Below are 21,931 nucleotides of genomic sequence, written 5' to 3'. Positions count from 1 at the left end.
CTTATGTAATTAATTTACTTTACTTGTTAATGGACAATACCAACCCTGATAGAGCTGTATTATAGATCATAATACTGAGCCTTTACCTATTTTATTACCAACTGTTTAATACAGGTTGAAGAATCATTGTTTTATATTAATTCTCCTCATGATGAGGGGCATGAATACTTATGCACAGTTGCAACGCAGTACCACCCTTCCCGGCGCTCCCGGTAAAGGCACTATTGTTGTTTTTCCCCGCGGCATACGACAATCATCAGGACAAGTCTCTTATCTGCTTGCAGCGGATACAGGGAATAATATACGCATGATCCCCGTATTCCCCGACAAACTTTATGATACTGGAGTATGGCATCAACCACCCCACAAACCTTTCCTGGTAGTACATGGCAATGTGATGTATGATTATTACTACCAGGGGAAAATTGATACGCCATATCAGCAGAAAGATGTGTATCAGCATACCTTGTCTACATGGATGGATCTTACAATCCGCGATCAATATCCTGTTCATGTCACCTTTTCTACTACACAAGGTAACTCATCACTGTTCCGTAACATCACAGGATTTAGTATACAATATACCAACCGCGACTTTCGTAACCTGTTAATTCAAAAATTAAAGAGCTGGGATGTATCCCGTATCAAACAATTAAAGGAATTAATGGATGAGAAAGCCCTGCTGGATGCAAAGGAAAAAGAACTCAGCCAGTTGAAAAGCTGGTTATCTTCTCCGGCTGTTTTACAACGACTGGTGGAAGCAAAGGAAAAAGAATTATATGGTAAACACAATGATTCTTTGTCAGGAATTCCTGTTATCCCATCTATACCCAGTATTAATTTACGCTACAAGGCTGGTATCAGAGAGCCTTGTAGTAATAGACTACTCTCCGATACCAGTATTGAATCGCAATATACTGCCAGGCAACAACAGCTTGACAGTCTGCAAAAAAGATGGCAGCAAATGGATAGTAGTTATCATGCGCATCAGTTACAGGTAGGGAATTTAAAAGGTGATATGGTGCAAAAGATATCAGCTAGCCGGAATAATGCGGAACTCTCCGCACAACTAAATAGTATGAATCTTCCGGATTCCGTTCTGCCCAAAGGCTATAAAACATTGCTGGCTATTCGTAAGCTTTCAATAGGTCGTGCCCTTGCTGATTATTCTGAACTCACCGCCAAATCCATCAGTATCCAGGGTATACAGGTTGAGTATAACCCCAGATATTACGTGGCATTTGCAGCAGGTACGATTGACTACCGTTTCCGGAATTATGTGGTATACAATGGCTCGCCTGGTCAATACCTTACTATGATCAGAGGTGGCTATGGAATGAAAGAAGGTAATCACCTTTATGTTTCTTTTTTCAGAGGAAAGAAACAACTCTATAATCAGCGTACCGGTACTGACAGTACCACGCCTGATTATAATATAATGGGGATGGCTGTAGAAAGCCGTTGGCAGATCAGTAAGAACGTTTACGTGACGGGGGAAGTGGCTAAATCGTCGCTGCCTTATTACCAGATCACTGACGATGATACCAAGGTCAGAAGCATGCTGAGGTTTAGTGAACATCGCAACCTGGCGTATTCATTATCTGCCAATGGTTTGATCACTAAAACCCACACAAAACTGACAGGTGTATACAAGGTATTGGGGGCCGGTTTCCAGTCTTTTAGTTTATATACCACAGGCGCTAAACAAATCGCCTGGTCTGTACGTGTGGATCAGCCTTTCTTTAAAAAGAAGTTGATGATCACTGCATCCGTGCGTCGTAATGATTATAACACCTCTTACCAACAGGCTAACTATCAGAGTAACACTATTTACAAAACTATCCAGGCTACATTGAGTATTAAACATTTCCCTGTATTCAGCCTGGGTTATTACCCCAGCTCTCAGCTCACAAAGCTGAGCGACGGTTCCTATATCGAGAATACCTTCTATACCATGGTAGGCACTGTCAGCCACTTCTACAAAATAAAAAGAATCATGATGAATACCCTGCTCTCATATACCAGGTTTTATAATAAGATGGATGACAGTAGTTATGTCTATTACAATACAAATAGCATACTTCTCAACCATACGATGTTCCTCGGGCGCTTTACTGTACAAAGCACCGGTTCTGCTGCCATGAATGGGGAATACGATCTATACGGTGCAAATGGCAGTGTACAGTTCAAAGCATTTAAATGGCTGGAAATAGGAGGAGGATTGAAGTATAGTTATCAATCTGTGTATGACCTCAGTAAAGTAGGATATACAGGCAATTTCAGGGTGATGATTCCCTACCTGGGACAACTGGAAATGATGGCAGACAAAGGATTCATTCCCGGCACAGAAAAGAAGCTGGTTTCAAATAATACAGGAAGGCTCACCTATACAAAAACCTTTTAAATGAAAAACTACATCATTATAGCATTATTATGGCTATCCATTCAAACCAATGCACAGGTCAGTATGACGGTGCAGTTACCCCCGACAGGCGTACTACAAAAAGCGCAGTTATGGAATATCCTGTTGGTATCGGCATCTTCTTCCATGAATGTGTTTGTTGAATTACGTATCACAGATGCAGAAACGAATCAACCGGTATTAACAGGAGTATCCCGTTCCATTTTGCTGAATAAAGGGGCAAAACAGCTACAGGCAGGCGATGTCTCTCCTGTAACCTATGAATATCTTTCTGTTGCGGCAGATAGGAATGCAAATGGTCTGCTCACTGCCGGGAATTATATTGCCTGTTACAGTTTATTCCAGGAATCAGGCGAAGTGAATACTCTGCTGGCAGAAGATTGTTTACCCTTCACGGTAGAGCCGGTAAGTCCACCATTATTAAATAGTCCTGCAGATGAAAGTGTCGTGGAAGGCAACCTGCCACAGTTTACCTGGTTGCCTCCGACCCCTATCACCATCTATAGTGACCTGAATTATACATTTACCATCGTTGAACTACACACAGGACAATCTGCTGCTGAAGCCATACAAGCAAATATCCCTGTATACCGGAGTGTGTACTATAAAGATTTGTTCCTGAACTATCCGGTATCAGCAGTAACACTGGATACTTCTAAAACATATGCCTGGACGGTGACGGCAAACAATGGAAATACTTTCTCTGCACAAACAGATGTCTGGACATTTAAAATCAAACCTGTTACTACTGATACTGTAGCGGCTGTGAAATATGCATATGTGCAATTGAAAAAGGAAATAGATGGTTCTGCCATTAACTGTTCGGGTGCATTTCAATGTGGTTACACAAATGATGCAAATGATAGCATCGTTATTTATGAAATTGTTTCCCTCAATGCTTCCCAGAAGATTGTAAAAACAGGTACGCTCTCCGTTAAGCCAGGTATGAACCTGTTAGAAGTTGATTTTGGTAGTGATAAAAATATTTCCAGTGGACAATCATACCTGTTCCGGCTGCAAAATAGACGTCGTGAAAAATGGCAGATGAAATTCTATTATCAAAAAAAGTAAAGAAATGAGACGAATAATTCTATTGATAATAATGGCTATCTGTTCCTGCCCCGTATGTGCACAGGATACTGCTGCGATTGCCAAAGTCATGCAGTTGGTACGACAGGTGCAGGACAGGATTATTACAGTTCCCACAAGCTATTATATACTGTATACCTATGCGAATGAACATACACCAGCAACCTTGCTGGATAGTATGCGGGGTACTGTTGAAATAGATGGGACTAACTACCACAGTATATTGGATAGCACAGAAACCATCCACAATAGCAAGTACAATATCGTCCTCTTCAAAGAAGATAAGGTGATGTATCTCGCCAGCAGTACACCAGGTGAAGTAGGTACGAACCCCATGCAACAGATGCTGTCATTTCTGGACAGTGCTCACAATAATACCTGCTCATTTAGCAGGAATAAAAGTCAGGTGAAGGTGCTTATCAGTTTTCCCTCCGGGGGGACCTGCAAGCAGCTTAATATCACTCTGGATACCGCTGCACAAAGGCTGATTTCCATGGAATATATTATCCGCACATCCTTATTGATGGATGAACAATCACAGGGAGATGTGCCGGATAAATATGAGGAATATGCTTTTGTAAAAGCCACCTTTACTGGTTACAGGGAATTGAAAAAGAACCTGCGACTGTTCGATGAGCGTAATTATTTTTTTAAAGCAGGTGCCGAATTCAAAGTAGCATCTGCCTATGAAGATTATACCATTTTTGTTGGCTCACCAGGCCTGCAATAAATCTAAATAAATATGATACTGGATTTAGCTGCAAAGGGGAAGAAGGCATTTGCCATTACGATGCTGGCCCTACTATACATTCAAACAGTCATTCCTGCTTATTCATTGGCTGCTGCAAAAAGCTTTCCGATGAAAGGAATAAATGGAGTGGTTGTCAACCCCTCAATTCATAAAGTGCCGGCTATTTATAAGGCTGTTACGCCTGGTACTTATAAGGCCCTCCCTCCAGGTACCAATAATGGCCTCCTGCCTGTTACCAATAATGTGTCGACGACTGCTACTGCCAGGATAGGCGGACCGGGTCAACCTGAAATGCAGGCCTTCACCTCTGTGAGCAGCGACAATATGGTCGACCTGTTCTCCGGAGATTTCTCTTATTCAATCCCCCTGCTGGATGTAGGCGGATATCCGATTGCCCTTGGTTACAATAGCGGTATCTCCATGGATCAGGAACCCAGCTGGGTAGGACTTGGATGGAATATTAATCCAGGTACGATCACACGTAACCTGAGAGGTATCCCTGACGATTTTGATGGCAAAGATAGTATTCGTAAAGTCCAATATATTAAGCCTACACAAACATGGGGAGTGAACCTGGAGGTAGGTTATGAACTCTTTGGTAAACCCTCAGAGACGACGCAGTCAAGTGATAGTTCCATTGGTACCATTTCATTTGGTCTAGGTTTCACACATAATAACTATAAGGGATATGGTATTGAATCTTCCCTCTCCGCCGGGTTGAATGCTGGTTCCAAAACGTTCCCCGGGTTATCAGGAGGGTTGTCATTGACAAATAGTTCCACTGATGGTCTCACTGCCGGGGTTTCCCTTTTTGAAAGTGTCAGCGCGAAGGATGGTGATTTAGAGTCAAAATCAGCATCCACCTCGGCATCTGTCTCAGCTTCCTACAATACGCGCGCTGGTTTGAAAGACCTGCAGCTATCAGTAGGTACCCGTTTATACCAGGTTATGCAGAAAAGTAAAGTAGATGCTAACTATAGAAACCCTTCATCATCGGGTGTATTCGGAACCAGCATTTCATTTGCCAAACCTGCTTACATGCCTACGATCACGATGCCATATACAGGTTCTGCTTATAGTTTTTCTGCGAAGATAGGTACTACGACTATTGCATACCATCCATTTATAAAGGGGGAATATAGCCATTCCAAACAATATATAGCAGATGAAGATACTTCGCTCTCTCTGCCCGCATTTGGTTACCTCAATTACCAGGATGCAAATGAAAAGCCCGCTTCCCTGCTGGATTATAATATAGAAAAGGAAATGCCCTACAGGGAAAAGCCTGCTATACCTACTATTGGTATTCCTGCTTATACCTATGATGTATTTTCTATTACAGGTGAAGGAACAGGTGGTATGTTCCGTGCATACAGGGGAGATATCGGTTATGTGTATGATCACCAAATGAAAACCAAAGATGGTTCTACCAGTGGAAATGTGGACCTGGGTTTTGGGCAATCCTTCCATTGGGGTGGTGATTTCAACCTGGTACGTGCCAGCACTGAAGTAAATCCATGGACAGCCCGTAACTATATGGCATTGGAAGTTCCTTTTAAAAGTTCAACGGGTTTATATGAAGCAGCTTATTTCCGTAACCCGGGAGAAACAACCGTGAATGATAAAGATTGGTATGATGCTCTTGGAGGTGATGAAGTAGTCACTACCCGTCTGCAACACCTTAGTAGCAGTAGTGCACGAATGTACGCCCTCAATATCCTGGACAGATACAAAGCTTTTTCAAAAGATAGTTTTGTAACCGTGACCAGTGAAACGGCGGGTAGAATGAAACGTGATAAACGTACACAGGTCATTTCTTATCTCACCGCTGAAGAAGCAACGACTGCAGGACTTTCACAATATATAGACAACTATGCGGTAAATACTTTCCCACTGCAAAGTTGCGATGTTACTTATCCTTCTGACCTCACAGATAGCATGCAGGGCTTAAGAGGTGATTACTACAGTGGACGCAATTTTAAATCTTTCCTTTTTAGCAGAACAGATACTGTGGTGAACTTTGCTAACCTTACAGAGATCAATGTAAATAAGCCTGAAGGCATATCTACGATCAGGCATAATTTTTCTGTGCGCTGGACCGGGAGATTAAAGACAGACGTGACCGGTAGATATGTTGTTTCTACACGCAGTGATGATGGTATCAGGTTATACATAAATGATTCTCTCGTGTTTCAAAGGTGGACAGATCATCCTGATAGTAAGGCGGATTCTGCTGTACTTAACCTGGTAGCTGGTGAGACGTATACTATCAAAATGGAGTATTACCAGAAAGACGAGCGCGGTGTAGCGAAATTACAATGGAAATATGCCGGATTACCCAATCAGTTTGTTCCTAAACCAAATCTATATCTCACACCTGCAAAAGATACTTTCCAAATTGAGGATGGTGCTATCGCAAGAGAAAAGCGTGTCAATACTTTCAGGAAGAGCAATCACTTCTCTGAGATCGATGTACTGAATGCTGATGGGCGCCGTTACATATACGGTATCCCAGTATATAATTTTTTGCAAAAAGATGTTTCTTTTTCTGTGAATACAGATAGTGGTAGTATCGCTGAAGGGCTGGTTGGTTACATTCCAGGAAAAGACAATACCACTGCTAACAGAAATGGTATTGATAACTACCTCAGTAAAGAAGAAACGCCCGCATATCCTCATTCCTTCCTGCTTACAGGTATCCTGAGCCCGGATTATGTAGATCTCACCGGAGATGGCATTACACCCGATGACAGGGGCGATGCCATCAAGTTCAATTATTCGAAGGTGGCAGATAAGAACAACCCGGAAAGATGGCGTACTCCTTATTCAAATAAGGCGACCTATAACCCCTATTTATTGACCGACAACAGGGATGATAAAGGAAGTTATGTATATGGTGAGAAAGAATTGTGGTACCTCAACTCCATAGAGTCAAAAAATATGATAGCTACCTTCTGGGTGAGCAACAGGGAAGACATGCCGGGCATGGATGAGGATGGAAACCTGCAGGCAATAGGCCAGCACAAGAAACTGGACTCTATCAAGGTGTACTCCAAATCAGATTTCCTGAGTTATGGTACAAAAGCATTGGCAATAAAAACAGTTCACTTTCAATATAGTTACTCTTTATGTAAAGGTGTGAATGCAAGTGAGCCAACAAAAGGCAAACTGACACTTGAAAAGGTTTGGTTCACCTACAATGGTAATCAACGTGCAGATAAGAATGCATATGTGTTTGGCTATAATAGCAACAATCCTACATATGCCACTAAGAACTATGACAGATGGGGTAATTATAAAGATGCCGCACAAAACCCGGGTAGTCTGAATAATGCTGAATATCCATACGCATTACAGGATAGTACACTGGCAGCTCAGAATATGGCCGCCTGGACACTGGATCGGATAAAACTCCCATCCGGAGCCACCATGAAAGTAGATTATGAAAGTGATGATTATGCCTATGTACAGAACAGGCGTGCAGCACAGATGTTTCATGTGGCAGGTGTATACACAGGTATTCCTTCCCAGGCAAACCTGACAACAAACCTTTACAGTAGTAGTAGTACCAGTAATGAACATCTGTATGTGGGTGTAAATGTACCAAAGGCCATAACTGATGAAGAGGTATATACCCGTTATCTCGAAGGCATGGATACGCTGTTTTTCAAAATGTTTGTAAAGATGCCAACGGATAAATTCGGGAGTGGGGGTGAGTATGTAAACTGTTATGCCACACTTGATCCGGGCAACTATGGAACCTTTAACGATGGTAATAGCATCTGGTTCAAACTACAGGCTATCAATAGCTCCGGCGAAGTCAGCAGCGGGGGGTATAGTCCGTTAGCAAAAGCAGCGATGCAGTTCCTGCGCCTGAACCTTTCTTCCAAAGCATACCCCGGATCAGAGACGAGTGATGATCTCACTCCTCTGGATGGTGCAAAAATGCTCTTATCGCAGGTCACTAACCTGACCGAAATGATCACGGGTTTTGATAAAAGCGCCCGGATTAAAGGTTGGGCAAAAACCTTTGATACTACCCGCTCTTTTGTACGACTGGCCAATCCTTATTATAAGAAATATGGAGGTGGACTTCGTGTAAAACGGATCAGTATCTATGATAACTGGGATGCAATGACCAGCCAGAAACAAGCTGTATATGGCCAGGAATATACCTATACGACCACTAAAGATAGCTTAACGATTAGTAGTGGGGTGGCCATCTGGGAACCTACCATTGGGGGTGAAGAAAATCCATGGCGATTACCTATTCAGTATAAACAGCAGTCAGCTGTTTTGGCGCCTGTCAGTTCGGGTTATGTAGAAAGACCATTGGGCGAAACCTTTTTCCCTGGTCCCTCAGTGGGATATAGCAGGGTCAAGGTACGATCCATCAATACAAAGCTGAAACGCTCTGCTAATGGCTATTCAGAAACCTGTTTCTATACCAGCTATGATTTTCCCACTATTACAGACATGACCCCGCTGGGTGATAATAAGAAAAGGTTTAAACCCACACTGGCCAATTTGCTACGCATCAATGCCCGTCATTACATGGCGGTTAGCCAGGGATTTAAAGTAGAGTTGAATGATATGAATGGGAAGATTAAATCACAGTCAGTATTTGGAGAAGCGGATTCAACGAATGCAATCACCTCTACTCATTATCATTACCACACGGATGATGCAACAGCTACGTTTAAGCACCTGAACAATACGGTAAAGGTGATCAGTGCAGAAGGTGTGATCGATACAGCCGCCACAGTAGGTAAGGATGTGGAGCTAATGATGAGTATGAGAGAACAACGTTCTGTAACACAGTCATTCAATCTGAATATTAATAGTGATGGATTTTTGGCGGGTACTTTCTGGGCAATCATTCCGAGTCTGTTGAATATCGCACAACGTGAAGAAGTCATCTTCAGGGTAGCAGGTACCATGAAAGTAGTCAATCGTCATGGACTATTGGATAGTGTTGTGGCCATTGATAAAGGCAGCAGGGTCGTGACACGGAATATGTTGTATGATGGGGAGTCTGGCTCCGTAGTACTGACCAGTACCCAGAATGAATTTAATGACCCGATATACAATTTCTCTTTACCGGCAGGCTGGATTTATGATGGGATGAGTGGGGCCTATAAGAATATCGGGGCTACAGCAGATAATGTAACTATTAAGGAGGGGAAGATAATATCAGGATTGGACTCAGCTATGGTGGTTAGCTATTTCTCTGCAGGTGATGAAATACTGGTTTATACCAGGCAGAAGACGGGTGGTACGGATTGTGAACCTGAAATTGCTACCTGGCCTGCATTGAGCAGATTATATGCAGTTGATGCCAATGCCATTAGCGGAGGAGATCCTGCTATTTATTTTGTAGATAAAGATGGAGCTCCTTTCACTGGCACAGAGGTAACGATGAAGGTGACAAGGTCTGGCAGAAGAAACTTATCGGTATCAGCAGGGGAGGTCGCTATGTTGGAAAACCCTATTTCAAGTGGTACATCATTGGTGATTGATGAAAATTCACGCGTATTAGCAGCCAGTGCTACAGAATATAGCCAGTTTTGGAAAGTGACAGATGTAAAGAAGGTAGATTCAGTGACCAGTTGTATACAGCAAACTTATGCTGACTATAATAGCGGTTGTGGTCTGCATGTATATGGCAATGATAGCATAGGGGGCTATTACACCATAGAATGTACAAGTGGCTCCGCAGATCCTGTTTATTATAGTATACCAAGAGATCAGTATTCATCAACAGTGAGTCAGGCTGCCGCCAATGCACTCGCGCAGGCTGCACTGGATTCCATCGGGCCAATATACGCGGCAATGAATAGTACCTGCGTAGAAACCTGTAACCTGACAGCATATAAGAAAGATGATTCTGAAGACCTCCCATCCTTTGAAGTGATTGCGATCAATAACGAAACGGGCGTGAGTTACCAGGTAGGTGGCGGAGAACAGGTGACTCAATTCCCTGTCTGTAAGGCGATTCCGGAGGGCTCCTATACCGTCAGGATGGCGGCCATGGAAACCTGTTATGCATATTCCGCGGATTCTACAGAGTATGAGCTGAGCGATGATACCTATCAGACTTTTCAATCCAGTACACCGATCAATGTTTTGCTGTCAAGAAATAAAAGGAAATATAATACTTCATTTAGTGTAAGTGTGTCTAAGAATGATTGTGACTCGGGTTATGTAGGCTCCTCCGTATCTGTCACCATAGCAGCAGGCTTGTATTATTCTTATGTATCTGTAGCCGATGCCAACAACAAAGCGGCTGCTGCAGTCGATACCTCCTCATTACAAACACAGGCTAATAATTCAGGCACCTGTCTGGATGCTACACACCTGATCGTAAAAGCCAAAGATGGGTATAGCCCGTCACCGGTAGAGGTAACCTATGCAACAGATGCCGGATTCTCAAATACGGTACAGCTCTTTGCAATGGTGGATAGTATATATACGACAATATCATCTGCTATGTGGAATATTACATTCAATCCGCAAACAACATCTTATACTTATCATATATCTATCAATGGGGGAGATACACAAACATTTACTACCGCAACGACCTATCACATCAGTGGGCCGCCGTTAACCATCGAAATCTGGTAGTAATCATTATTTCCTAAACTGTCTGAATATAACACATGAAAAAATATATCCTTATAGTAATAATGCTGATTGGCAGCAACGCGTACGGACAATCCTGTACCTGTGAGTGCCTGAAACCATTGTTCGATTATGTGATCGCATCCGGTCGTCTGTTTACAAAAGAGACAGATCATATTATCCTGGCATCTCTCATGGCTGATGCCCGGAATGCAGGCTATGACGTGTCTTATATACAATGTGCAATTCTGTATAAGAATATCAATAATTATTTCTACGCCACTTCTGCTGATGCCACCAGTACCAAATACGTAGCACGTATCGGAGACTGTACGATCAATATCAGATCATCCAGCTCAGTTACGTTTGCTAATCTTGTCAGTGATGCGTGTTCAGGCACAGGTGATGTGGTGACTTATCATACTAAAACCAGCAGTACATCTGTGGCTAATTTGTCTGTAGATAGCTGTTATACCTGCACCACAGTGGCATCCAGTCTGTGTTACAGCGCTGTTACTGATACAAGTGTAAATGCATATACATATGGACTGGCGGGCAACTGGCGGGCGTTGAAGAGTTATGTTTATTATGGTAGCCGTGCTGAAACCCAGACCGGCACACAGGTGAATCTTCGCTCCGGAGGTACTGTTGCAGCATTTGCTCCTTTCTGGAAAGTCAGTAATAAAAAGTGGGTGGCACAAAAGGATACTACCCGTTGGGTATGGAATAGTCAGACAACCTTGTTCAATCGTAAAGGGTTGGAACTGGAAAATAAGGATCCCCTTGGCAGGTACAATGCAGGGTTGTATGGTTATCAGGATGCCATGATCATTGCCGCCACGCAGAATGCGCGTTATCGGGAAGCAACCTATGAAGGATTTGAAGATTACTTCTATGGCGTACCTGCCTGTGATGAGGTGTGTAGTGCTGGCAGGAACCTGGATTTCTCAGGGTATAAAACCTTGATGACAACCAGTCAGCATCATACCGGCAAATATAGTTTGCAGGTACCTGCTGATTCAGTGATCAGTATCAGTGCGACAGTGGTTGCTGCTGACACTGCATCCTTAGGTCTGACCTTTAATACAGGTACGAATCTTTGTACAACTACCACACCTGTGCTCAAAAGTGTCAAAGCTACCCAGGATGCGTTGATCCCTGTATTCTCACCCATCGAAGGTAAGCAGATCGTAGTGAGCTGCTGGATAAAAGAAGGGATGCAATGCGCCGGTAACACCTATGCCAATAATCGTCTCAGTATAGTAGTAAAAGGCAGCAGTGATTCCACCACGGTGATCGCTACACTTTCAGGTGCCATCATAGAAGGCTGGCAACGATACGAACAGGTGGTTACCCTGCCTGCGGGTACTACCCAGTTGTCAGTCAACCTCCAGTCATTGAATAGTATGGTTGTATATCTGGATGATCTGCGTATTCATCCTTACAATGCCAACATGCAGTCTTTTGTCTATGACCCTGTTAGCCTTAGGCTCATGGCACAACTTGACGAAAATAACTATGCCACACTATATGAATACGATGATGATGGCACCCTGATCCGTACTAAAAAGGAAACGGAACGAGGTATTAAAACGATCACCGAAAGCAGGAGCGCCCTGTTAAAACAATAACCCCATGCAAAAACTATTGCAGCAATATCAAGGCATATGGTGTATGCTGTTCCTGTTAATGGCGATGTCCATGAAAGGACAGGCACAGACAGTAACCGTTATTAAAGAAGTATTGGATGGCAGCTCAGGCCAGATAGTGGTAGGTGCCAACGTGAGTGTAAAGGATGAAGGATACTTTGATAAAGAAATACAACCAAAACTGGATACACCTTATAGTGTAAGGAATATTGTTACCCTCAGGATTAATGAATATTCCACCCTGTACCTTCCTTCAGAATTTACAGCAGCTGTGGATGTGCGGATAATTTACACCAAGGCTGATCTGACAGAGGATTCACTTACCCAGACGCTTACGCTTGATTATAATAAGACAAGCGCGTCATATACCAGCAGGAGCAGCTTTGCATTCAACAATGCACATAAGGTCACTATCAGGGTGGTTAGTATCACCTCCACGGCCAGTAAGGATATTCTACCGGCACTGTTGCTGGAAAATGAACTGGATGTACACCCGGTGTATAAAATAGCCTGTACGGATGCCGTGGATAGTGTAAGTGATAACAGTGCCGCATTGTCAGATACCAGCGATGAGCTGACGGTAACCTGGTCTGCCGTACAGGGAGCAGATGATTACGATCTTGAATGGACATACATCGATTCTACTGCATTGTACCGTTATGGTACTCCGCTTGATACGGAGTCTTTGTTTACGAATAATGCCACCCGCGTAACCGTTACAGGTACTACCTATAATATACCGCTCATGTACGATGAACCGGGATATTTGTTTTATCGTGTCAGGTCCGTACAGGAGCGGGATAATTATGTGCGTATGGAAACCCTGTGGAGCTCTAACTATTTGACTGGTTTAGGAAAGTTTTATTACAGGGGGCATGAGCGTTCGCTCAACTGGCAGTCTTCCATCCAATATGCCGAAGATGGTAAGCGAAAAGTAGTGGTACAATACTTTGATGGTAGTATGCGGGGCCGGCAGACTGTCACGAAAGATAACAGTACCAATACGGCACTGGTGGCAGAAACAATGTACGATTACCAGGGACGACCCGCCATAGCTATCTTGCCTTCGCCCACATTAAATACGGCCATCAGGTATTTTCAGAAATTTAATACAGCGGCAGGAGGGGTGGAGTATGATAAGAATATGTACGATTCTTTATCTACAGCCGAAGATTACCTGACGGGTGGAGCAGATAGTATGTCTGTATTAACTGGTACGAATCAGTATTACTCTGCCAATAATCCGCTGAAGAATGAAGGCATGAACAAGTACCTGCCTGTGGGTGGTGGGTATGCCTTTGTGCAAACGGAATATACACCTGATAATACAGGCAGAATAAGCAGAAAGAGTGGGGTGGGTCCGGTATATAAATTGGGGAGCAACCATGAGACCCGGTATTACTATGGTGCGCCCGGACAGAATGAATTAGATCTCCTGTTTGGTACAGATGTAGGTGATAAATCACATTACTTTAAAAACGCGGTACAGGATGCCAATGGCCAGTTGTCAGTAACGTATGTCGATATGCATGGGCGTACCATTGCCACAGCATTGGCAGGAGGGGCGGACAGTGCCGGTCTTTCAGCATTATCAGGCATTACTTCACTGACTTATGTCGATACCTTGTCTGGTAAGACCAGCAATGTATTGAAGGATCTCTCGCTGCAGACCACAAAGAGTCAGCTGGTACCCATTGAAGCTGATTATACTTTCCGCTACAAGCTAAATACCCCCACCCTGACCATTCCTGATTGTAATAATGATTCCGTAAAATACAATATATGGTATGATGTAACCATTACGATCACAGACGATGCGAATAATCAACGGCTGGGTGGTGCTGCATACGTAAAGGAATTACATAATTACACAACAGGGTCAGATCCTGTAGCGAATGCGACTGCACAGCAAATCGCTGATTCATTTACCATACATCTTCCCCGTGGTACCTATGAAATAACTAAGACACTCAGTATTAACACCGCGGCGCTGGGGTATTACAAGGACAGCATCTTCCTGCAAAAGAATCTTTGCAAAACCCTTGCGGGTTATATCAGTGATGAAGCGACTGTACAAAGTAGTACAGAGTGTATACCTGACTGCCAGGCCTGCTTTGCCAATATTGGTAGCTGGGATACCTTCCGGACGGAGTATATGACATTAGGTAGCATTTCCGCAACTGATTCTGCTTCCTACAGAGATGCGGCTTATATCGCCTATGAAGAGGCGGTAGATGCCTGTAATGCACTATGTGACAGTGTATCTCCTGCCACAGATGTATTGACGCAGATGTTGGCAGACGTGACGCCACCTTCAGGTCAGTATGCAGTAGCTGATGATTCGCTGGCAATATTTTCCATCTTCTATAATAAGGATGAAACGGTACTGCCTCCTTACCAGCGGGATTCTGTCATCTACCTGGATGAGAATGGCAAGCGGGATACTGTGTATGATGAGCTGACTGGGGCATGGGTAATTCCTCAGGACCTTTCACCGGAGCAATTCGCCAATAAATTCAAAACTTCATGGGCAGATGCATTGCTGAAATTCCATCCGGAGTATTGTAAATACCTCACTTATTTAATATATAAGGATAGTTATGACTGGGATGAGGTAGCCAGAAAAGTAGATACCTATGATTCAGCTAATGCAAAAGGGTATATGAACCCTGTGGGGTTGGCTGACGGTACTGTTAACACGTTTAACCTGCATCAGGACAAGCAGGATCCAATTTATACAAATACCACGCTTGTTACACAGTTGCGCTACCAGATAGGGACCAATTATAAGAAAACGGGGTACACGATGTATACCATAGCGGCAGGGATGGTGAAATGCGTGGATTCAACCAATTCCTGTTATGATTCATATAGCACAATAAAATCTGCTTATACTGCCAGTACTAATTGTACAGCGGACCTGGATATGCAATGGCGCAATTTCAGGGAGATGTACATCAATGCCAAGCATCATATACTTGATTCCATCATTGATAAATCGTCCTGTACAGTAACGGCTTCCCAGTTGATAGATTCCGGCTACCAGCCTATCTTCAATACAGCAGCCAGTGCGCTGAGTTCCAGTGCGCCGTCTTACGCCAGTGCAACTACGGCAGCGGGTATACAGGCAGCTGAAGACGCTGTCCGGGTAGCGATGGATACGTCTTATGCACAGAACTGCCGGAGTTATATAGCGGAGTGGGTGAAAAACCTGGCAAGCTGTAAGTATGATTCAGCGGATTTGTATGGGGTGATCATCCCAAAACTGGTAGAGGTATGTAAGCAAGGTTCTGATACTGCACATCCATTTGGGTCAAGTACAATATCTGATGGCAGCACTTATGCCTATGCAAGTTTCGAAGCAGTACTGGCAGAATACAATTCAACCCATAGTATTACCAATCCGTATGAGTGTAATGAATACATGATTACGTACCCGGCGGCCTACGATGCGCAGCCGGCGTATTATGATATCACGCTCACCAGCAAACCTGATAGTTGTCAGTGTGCGAAACTGAATTCACTGTATACAGAATACACGCTCCATGCAACAGATACAGATACTAGTTTTGCTACTTATGTGAACCGTACCCGTGGTATTAGTATGACGGATGCTGATCTCACAGCCTTATTAAATTCCTGTAGCAATAGTAGCAACACCTGTGTAAGCCTGGAGAATGCTGTTACCATTCCACCTGCATTACAGTGTAATACGGGTGAGATTTGTGTTACCTGTGCAGTGGTCGATACCTTTTACAACCAGTTCCTGCGTGCTTATCCAACATCCGTACCCACCAGGGAAGAAGGGGATACCATTCAGCAGCAGAAGAACCGGTTCTTTGTTAACTACATGAATGTAAAGCTGGGCTTTGCAAAAGAGGCGTGGGAATACCTGGACTTTATTGACAATTGTACATCGGTGACACTGGCAAAGGCATCATCCAGCGAGGCACGGAGTTCAGGTTCATCAGATACCTGTACCACGTTAAAGAACCTGGCAGTAGATTTCCTGGCCTCGCATCCGGCGGCAGACGGAGATACGCTGACGTTGACAAAGCAGGTACCATTGTCAACGGTAAAGCATATTTACTCATTCACGCCTGCGTCTACATCCGTATATTCTCTGGCTGCTGTGGTGGGATCTACCTCCTGGAATGGATCAAGTATTTATTATAACCTTCGTGACAATGCGATATTTAATTTGAGCGTATTGGCAAGGGATGCCAGCATCACTAACGCGACGTTGAATTTATTTGCTAAGCCTGAGCAGATAGAATTGTATAATTCGAATCCTGACAGTGCACATAGGAACTCTACGTCCAGTGAATTATATGGATATTTTGAACGTTTATTAGGGCCGGTGACAGTGGATAGTACTACCTGGGCAAATCAGCCAGCGGTAACAGAAGTGAACAGGGTTACCATTGGTCCTTTCCCAATAGGATATAGTAATAGTGATTATACAGATCAGGAGTGTACGAACCTGGTGAAAGATTTGTTCAGTGCCTATCTGAACGGTACGAATTATGGCATGCGGCTTAGGTTAAGTGATGAGGATACAGAGAGTAAGGACCTGAAGTCCATTATATTCTGGAACAACAGTACGACTATAGATTATGATGTTGAGCCACCGTATATAAATGTCACCTATACAGCCAGTCGTTGTGAAGAGTTTACTGCATATGTAAATGAGCAGATGGGCTGGTCTTATAGAAAGGCGCAGCTGAATAGTATTATTCAGAGAGCTTGTAGTAGTACGACTGATATATGCGAGTATGTTAGTTATACTTCTTACGATGGAGATCTGTTGTGTGGTAAGTCGACAGCTATCTTTGGTACGGTCAATGATTCCATTACCAATTGTTCAGACACGGCTTTCTTTGCATATACGTTAGCATATGAAAAATACAATTCGTATCGAGATTCATTAAAGAACAGTTTTGATAAATTATACAGGGATACAGCGTTCGCTGGGGGAGAACGTGAGTTGTTTACGATGTCTTATGCCACAAGTGAGTATCATTATACTTTGTACTATTATGATCAGGCGGGTAACCTGGTGAGGACGGTACCACCTTCAGGTGTAGTGATCAACCGGGCCGCTTCCTGGCGGGCTGCGTTGGCAGCAGCACGGGCATCAGGTAGCACTTATGTGCCTGCGCATACGCAGGCGACGGAGTATCGGTATAATACGCTGAACCAGGTGATATCACAGCAGACGCCGGATGGAGGAGTGTCTAATTTCTGGTATGACCGCTTAGGACGGTTGGTTATTTCTCAGAATGCAAAGCAGATAGGTGTAAATGCATATAGTTATACCAGCTATGATGGATTAGGACGTATTAGCGAGGTGGGGGAGATTACGAGTTCGACAGCGATGACGAATGATGTCAGTCGGAGTGAGGCAGGTCTTTCTGCGTGGATGAGTGCTGCCAGAGGGACTCGTACCCAGATTGTCCAAACTACTTATGATACATTGTATACCCCGATATCGGGTACCTATTTGACGCAGGAGAACCTGAGAAACCGTGTTTCCTGGTCCTCGTATTTTAATACCTCTGGGGCGCAGGATTCGATGAACTTTGCTACGGCAACATTCTATAGTTATGACATACATGGGAATGTGGGTACGCTGTTGCAGGATTATAAGGGCGGAACCATGTCGCGGTTGTATAACCGATTTAAAAAGATTCATTATAAGTATGATCTTATAAGTGGAAAAGTGAATTGGGTAGGCTATCAGCCAGGAGAGAAGGATGCATTTTATCATCGTTATAGTTATGATGCAGAGAACAGGTTGACGAATGTTGAGACCAGTCATGATAGTATTTATTGGGAGAATGAAGCCTATTATGAATATTATAAGCATGGACCACTTTCACGTACCGTATTAGGGCAGCAGCAGGTGCAGGGTATTGACTATGCATATACATTGCAGGGTTGGCTGAAAGGTGTTAATAGCACAGCCGTTACACCAGTTTTTGATATGGGAGGTGACGGATCCAGTGGTAGCCAGGTTGCGAAAGATGTGTATGGATTTGGTATTCATTACTATGGTAGGAGGGATTATACACCAATTAATTCTGCTGTCACTCCATTTGCTACGGGAATCGGTATAAAGGTGTTGTTTAATGGGAATATAGCAGCGATTAGTCAGAATATTCCATTACTAGGTAAGCCCTTAGAGTATACATATTCATATGATGTGCTTAATCGCCTCAAAGGGATGGTGGCTTGTAAGGGATTTGACAGTTTAACGAATGCATGGAACAATTCGTTTGCAACACTTTCTGATTTTAAAGAAACGATCAGCTATGATGGGAATGGTAATATCCAGACGTATGTACGGCATGGGAATAACACTTTTGCAGGTTCACCATTGGCGATGGATAGCCTTGTATATAATTATCGTCCGGGTACTAATAAGCTGAGCTATGTAACAGATGCGGTAGATTCTTCTTATTATGGGAATGATATAGATAATCAGGATGCCGGGAATTATGCTTATGATAGTATAGGTAATGTACTCTCCGATGTCAGGGCCGGAGTTGATAGTATTAAATGGACTGTGTATGGTAAGATTGCGCGTATATATAAGCATAATGGAAAGGTAATTTCTTATAGTTATGATGCGGGGGTAATCGGATCAGCAAGACGGTAGATAGCCTTCAAACCTGGTATGTACGGGATGCAGGCGGAAATGTGCTGAGTGTTTACAATTATGGTGATACAGCAATCAACAGTGGAGATTTAAGCCAGACGGAGGCACATTTGTATGGAAGCAGCCGGTTGGGCATGGCCACGATGTCGGTCAATGTACAGGATACGACAGCAGGGGCAACAACGAATATTACGGGACTAGGTACGGGGAAAAATATTATTTTTAGGAGGGGTAAGAAGTTCTTTGAATTAACGAACCATTTGGGTAATGTGCAGGCTACGTTGTCGGATCGTAAAATACAGGTAAGTGGAAATGGTACAACGATAGATTATTACAATGCAGATGTAGTGTCTGCGCAGGATTATTACCCTTTCGGAATGATACAGCCTGGTAGAAGCTATAATGCTGGAGGGTATAGGTATGGGTTTAATGGGAAGGAGAATGATAATGAGGTGAAGGGAGAGGGGAATGAGTTAAGCTATCAAAATAGAGTTTATGATCCGCGTATTGGTATCTGGGGTTCTACTGACCCTATAGTAAAACCATGGATAAGTACCTACCAGTTTGCCGGAGACAATCCTGTTAATAATCTCGATCCGGATGGTAATGACGAAATTCATTTTCATTACTTTACTACCTCGTATCTGGGAGCCAATGGAGTGAGGACTGGTAAGTCATCTGCAATGGTAGTCATTGTAAAAGAAAATGGTCCTGACAGGTTTTTTCACCATACACATGAGTTAGAGGTACGAATGCCAACCCGTTATTCTAAAGGGGGGGCATCTACTTTTGAAAAATCAGTTGAGTTTTTTCCATGGAGGCCAGATAGCCGGAGTGGTTTGACAGAAACGAGTTTATTTGGTCTTATAACCAGGAAAGATCGTGATTATGTCACATTAATGAAATATGCATCTGCATCACCTGTCGTTGAGGACGAAATAAGGAAGAGAGCCACTGGTTATACAGCTACTCCATATGACAAGGAAAGCTATAAGGGGCTTTTGCATGATTTGCCTGGTTATAATGGGTTAAGATATACGCAGGCCGGAGCTGAGGTTACGGCAAATGTATTGATGACCATCGAAGGAGGAGTATCTTTAATTAAATTAACGGCTAATCCATTCAGCGGACTAACCCCGGGTCAAGCAGGTGTGACGGGGGAAAATTTGATGTTTGAGGCACTAACGGCTAAATATGCTGGTCAGAATGTTACAATAACCAAACAGGTGTATTTTAAGATGTTTGGTGGTGGTATGCGTGCCGATGCCGTGGTTACTGATGCAATTGGTAATGTGCTGGAGGTAGGGGAATCAAAGTTCAATACTTCAGTACTCAGCAATGGACAAAAATTGTTTTTTCTTGAAAAGCAAATGAGTAAGATGACAGGAGAAGTTGCAGAAGGAGCAAAATTGAATGATATAAAGGTTGACCCTTCTAAGGTGGTCTTGTCAGAATATAGATGGAATCCAGACGGGAGTGGATATATTATTAGTCATTAAATTATTATTTATGAATAAGAAAGAAGTAGTTAAAGCTATAATGACAAAAATGGAACCAGAGATGTCTCGTTTTGGGTTTAAAAAGTCTTTTGGACGTCATTGGTTTATTAAACAGCAGGACAAATATTTTAAAGGTTATTATCGATTGATTGCTTATGATGGACTCAATCCTGGCACTCGTGACGTTGGCATCAGGATAGAGCCACATGTATGTTTACAAAATATTGAGATCGAAAAAGTATGTGAGGAAATATCCAGCAGAGGTCTTGAGCTAAATAGTCTCTATACAATCGGGAATAGTATCGCTGAAATAATAGCCAACCCTACAGGCGAATATCTGAGTAGAAATAATGAGTTGAAAATATTCTTCGATGAATTAAACCCGGATGCAACTGCTAATGCTTTATTAAAATATTTTGAAGGAGTAGCTTTACCATACATTGAACGGTTTGCTAATTGGCAGTCATTAGATGAGATCTTTAATACCAATTTAGATAAAAGTTCAGTTCATTGTTGGCTTTATCCAGAGAGGCATATTCGTGGAATAATAATTGCAAAAATGTTGGGGAAAAGCAATACCTCCGAATTAATTAGGTTGCATACGAAAGGGATGGAAAGGGTCACGAATGAACAATATATTGTTGAGTTTGAGCGATTATTAAAAATTGTAGATAGAATACCAGTTATCATTTGAATGCATTAATATGTTAGGTCGGTTGTTTTAAAAACAACCGGCCTAATTTGTGCATTGACAAGTTAGATGAGTCCTTTTGAATCTTTTCTAATCCTCTCTGCTCATGCCTTTTACGTATTTGTTCCATTACGTTTTGTGCATTATAGTTTTCTTTGCATAAGCACGTATCATGATCTCTCTTATGTCATAAGCACTTAATAATGGATACTCATTTCTGAACAAGATCTTTTCACTGAGTATAAAATGAAGCGCCATCATCACTAATCCCATATGGTGATGCCACGCCAGCCAGCCTCTGGCCTGGTAGTCACTCATCCCTGCTTCTTGTTTAGCATCCCGGAATCAGCGTTAGTATAATATTCCTGCGATTGCATCCGTGCTAATTCTTCCACTTCAAACTCCCCATCTGTTGCATTACTTAAGGCATATTTGTATTCCAGAATTTCCATTGCTCATTTTGGTGGCGCTGATGATTAATAATCGTTGCTCATAGTCGGCTGATTCGCCATCCCACAGATATACTTTCTGCACATATCTCATAC

Annotated in this window: 10 protein-coding genes; 8 read left to right on the top strand and 2 right to left on the bottom strand. The window is 43.0% G+C overall.

Features of this window, described 5'->3' with window-relative positions; translation table 11 throughout:
* Positions 1-148: 148 nt before the first annotated feature.
* Genes QQL36_RS33570 through QQL36_RS33535 form a run of 8 tightly spaced genes read left to right on the top strand, consistent with a single transcriptional unit; the run spans position 149 to position 21,389 of the window.
* The gene (locus QQL36_RS33570) at positions 149-2,404 is read left to right on the top strand and encodes a hypothetical protein (protein ID WP_321568264.1); all 2,256 of its coding nucleotides are present in this window, start codon (positions 149-151) and stop codon (positions 2,402-2,404) included.
* Positions 2,405-3,493: a hypothetical protein gene (locus QQL36_RS33565; RefSeq protein ID WP_321568263.1), complete on the top strand. Its 1,089-nt coding sequence runs from the start codon at positions 2,405-2,407 to the stop codon at positions 3,491-3,493.
* 4 nt (positions 3,494-3,497) lie between these two features.
* Positions 3,498-4,241, top strand: coding sequence for a hypothetical protein (locus QQL36_RS33560; protein WP_321568262.1), 744 nt, complete (start codon positions 3,498-3,500; stop codon positions 4,239-4,241).
* Positions 4,242-4,253: 12 nt separating this feature from the next.
* On the top strand, positions 4,254-10,889 hold the full coding sequence (locus tag QQL36_RS33555; RefSeq protein WP_321568261.1) for a DUF5977 domain-containing protein: 6,636 nt from the start codon (positions 4,254-4,256) through the stop codon (positions 10,887-10,889).
* A 35-nt stretch (positions 10,890-10,924) separates the two neighbouring features.
* On the top strand, positions 10,925-12,517 hold the full coding sequence (locus QQL36_RS33550) for a hypothetical protein (protein ID WP_321568260.1): 1,593 nt from the start codon (positions 10,925-10,927) through the stop codon (positions 12,515-12,517).
* 4 nt (positions 12,518-12,521) lie between these two features.
* Complete coding sequence (locus tag QQL36_RS33545; RefSeq protein WP_321568259.1) at positions 12,522-19,196, top strand: hypothetical protein; 6,675 nt, start codon at positions 12,522-12,524, stop codon at positions 19,194-19,196.
* A 41-nt stretch (positions 19,197-19,237) separates the two neighbouring features.
* Positions 19,238-20,695, top strand: coding sequence for an RHS repeat-associated core domain-containing protein (locus QQL36_RS33540; RefSeq protein ID WP_321568258.1), 1,458 nt, complete (start codon positions 19,238-19,240; stop codon positions 20,693-20,695).
* 10 nt (positions 20,696-20,705) lie between these two features.
* The gene (locus tag QQL36_RS33535; RefSeq protein ID WP_083730585.1) at positions 20,706-21,389 is read left to right on the top strand and encodes a hypothetical protein; all 684 of its coding nucleotides are present in this window, start codon (positions 20,706-20,708) and stop codon (positions 21,387-21,389) included.
* Positions 21,390-21,515: 126 nt separating this feature from the next.
* Here the strand turns inward: QQL36_RS33535 and QQL36_RS33530 are convergent, their stop codons facing one another.
* Both QQL36_RS33530 and QQL36_RS33525 read right to left on the bottom strand, forming a co-directional pair.
* On the bottom strand, positions 21,516-21,704 hold the full coding sequence (locus tag QQL36_RS33530; RefSeq protein ID WP_143709220.1) for a hypothetical protein: 189 nt from the start codon (positions 21,702-21,704) through the stop codon (positions 21,516-21,518).
* The gene (locus tag QQL36_RS33525; RefSeq protein WP_321568257.1) at positions 21,701-21,838 is read right to left on the bottom strand and encodes a hypothetical protein; all 138 of its coding nucleotides are present in this window, start codon (positions 21,836-21,838) and stop codon (positions 21,701-21,703) included. Before QQL36_RS33525 ends, QQL36_RS33530 begins: the two co-directional genes overlap by 4 nt.
* Positions 21,839-21,931: the final 93 nt, after the last annotated feature.

The organism is Chitinophaga sp. LS1, assembly GCF_034274695.1.
Lineage (GTDB): Bacteria > Bacteroidota > Bacteroidia > Chitinophagales > Chitinophagaceae > Chitinophaga.
Note: the sequence above shows the minus strand (reverse complement) of the source record. Positions and strands in the feature narration are given on the sequence as shown.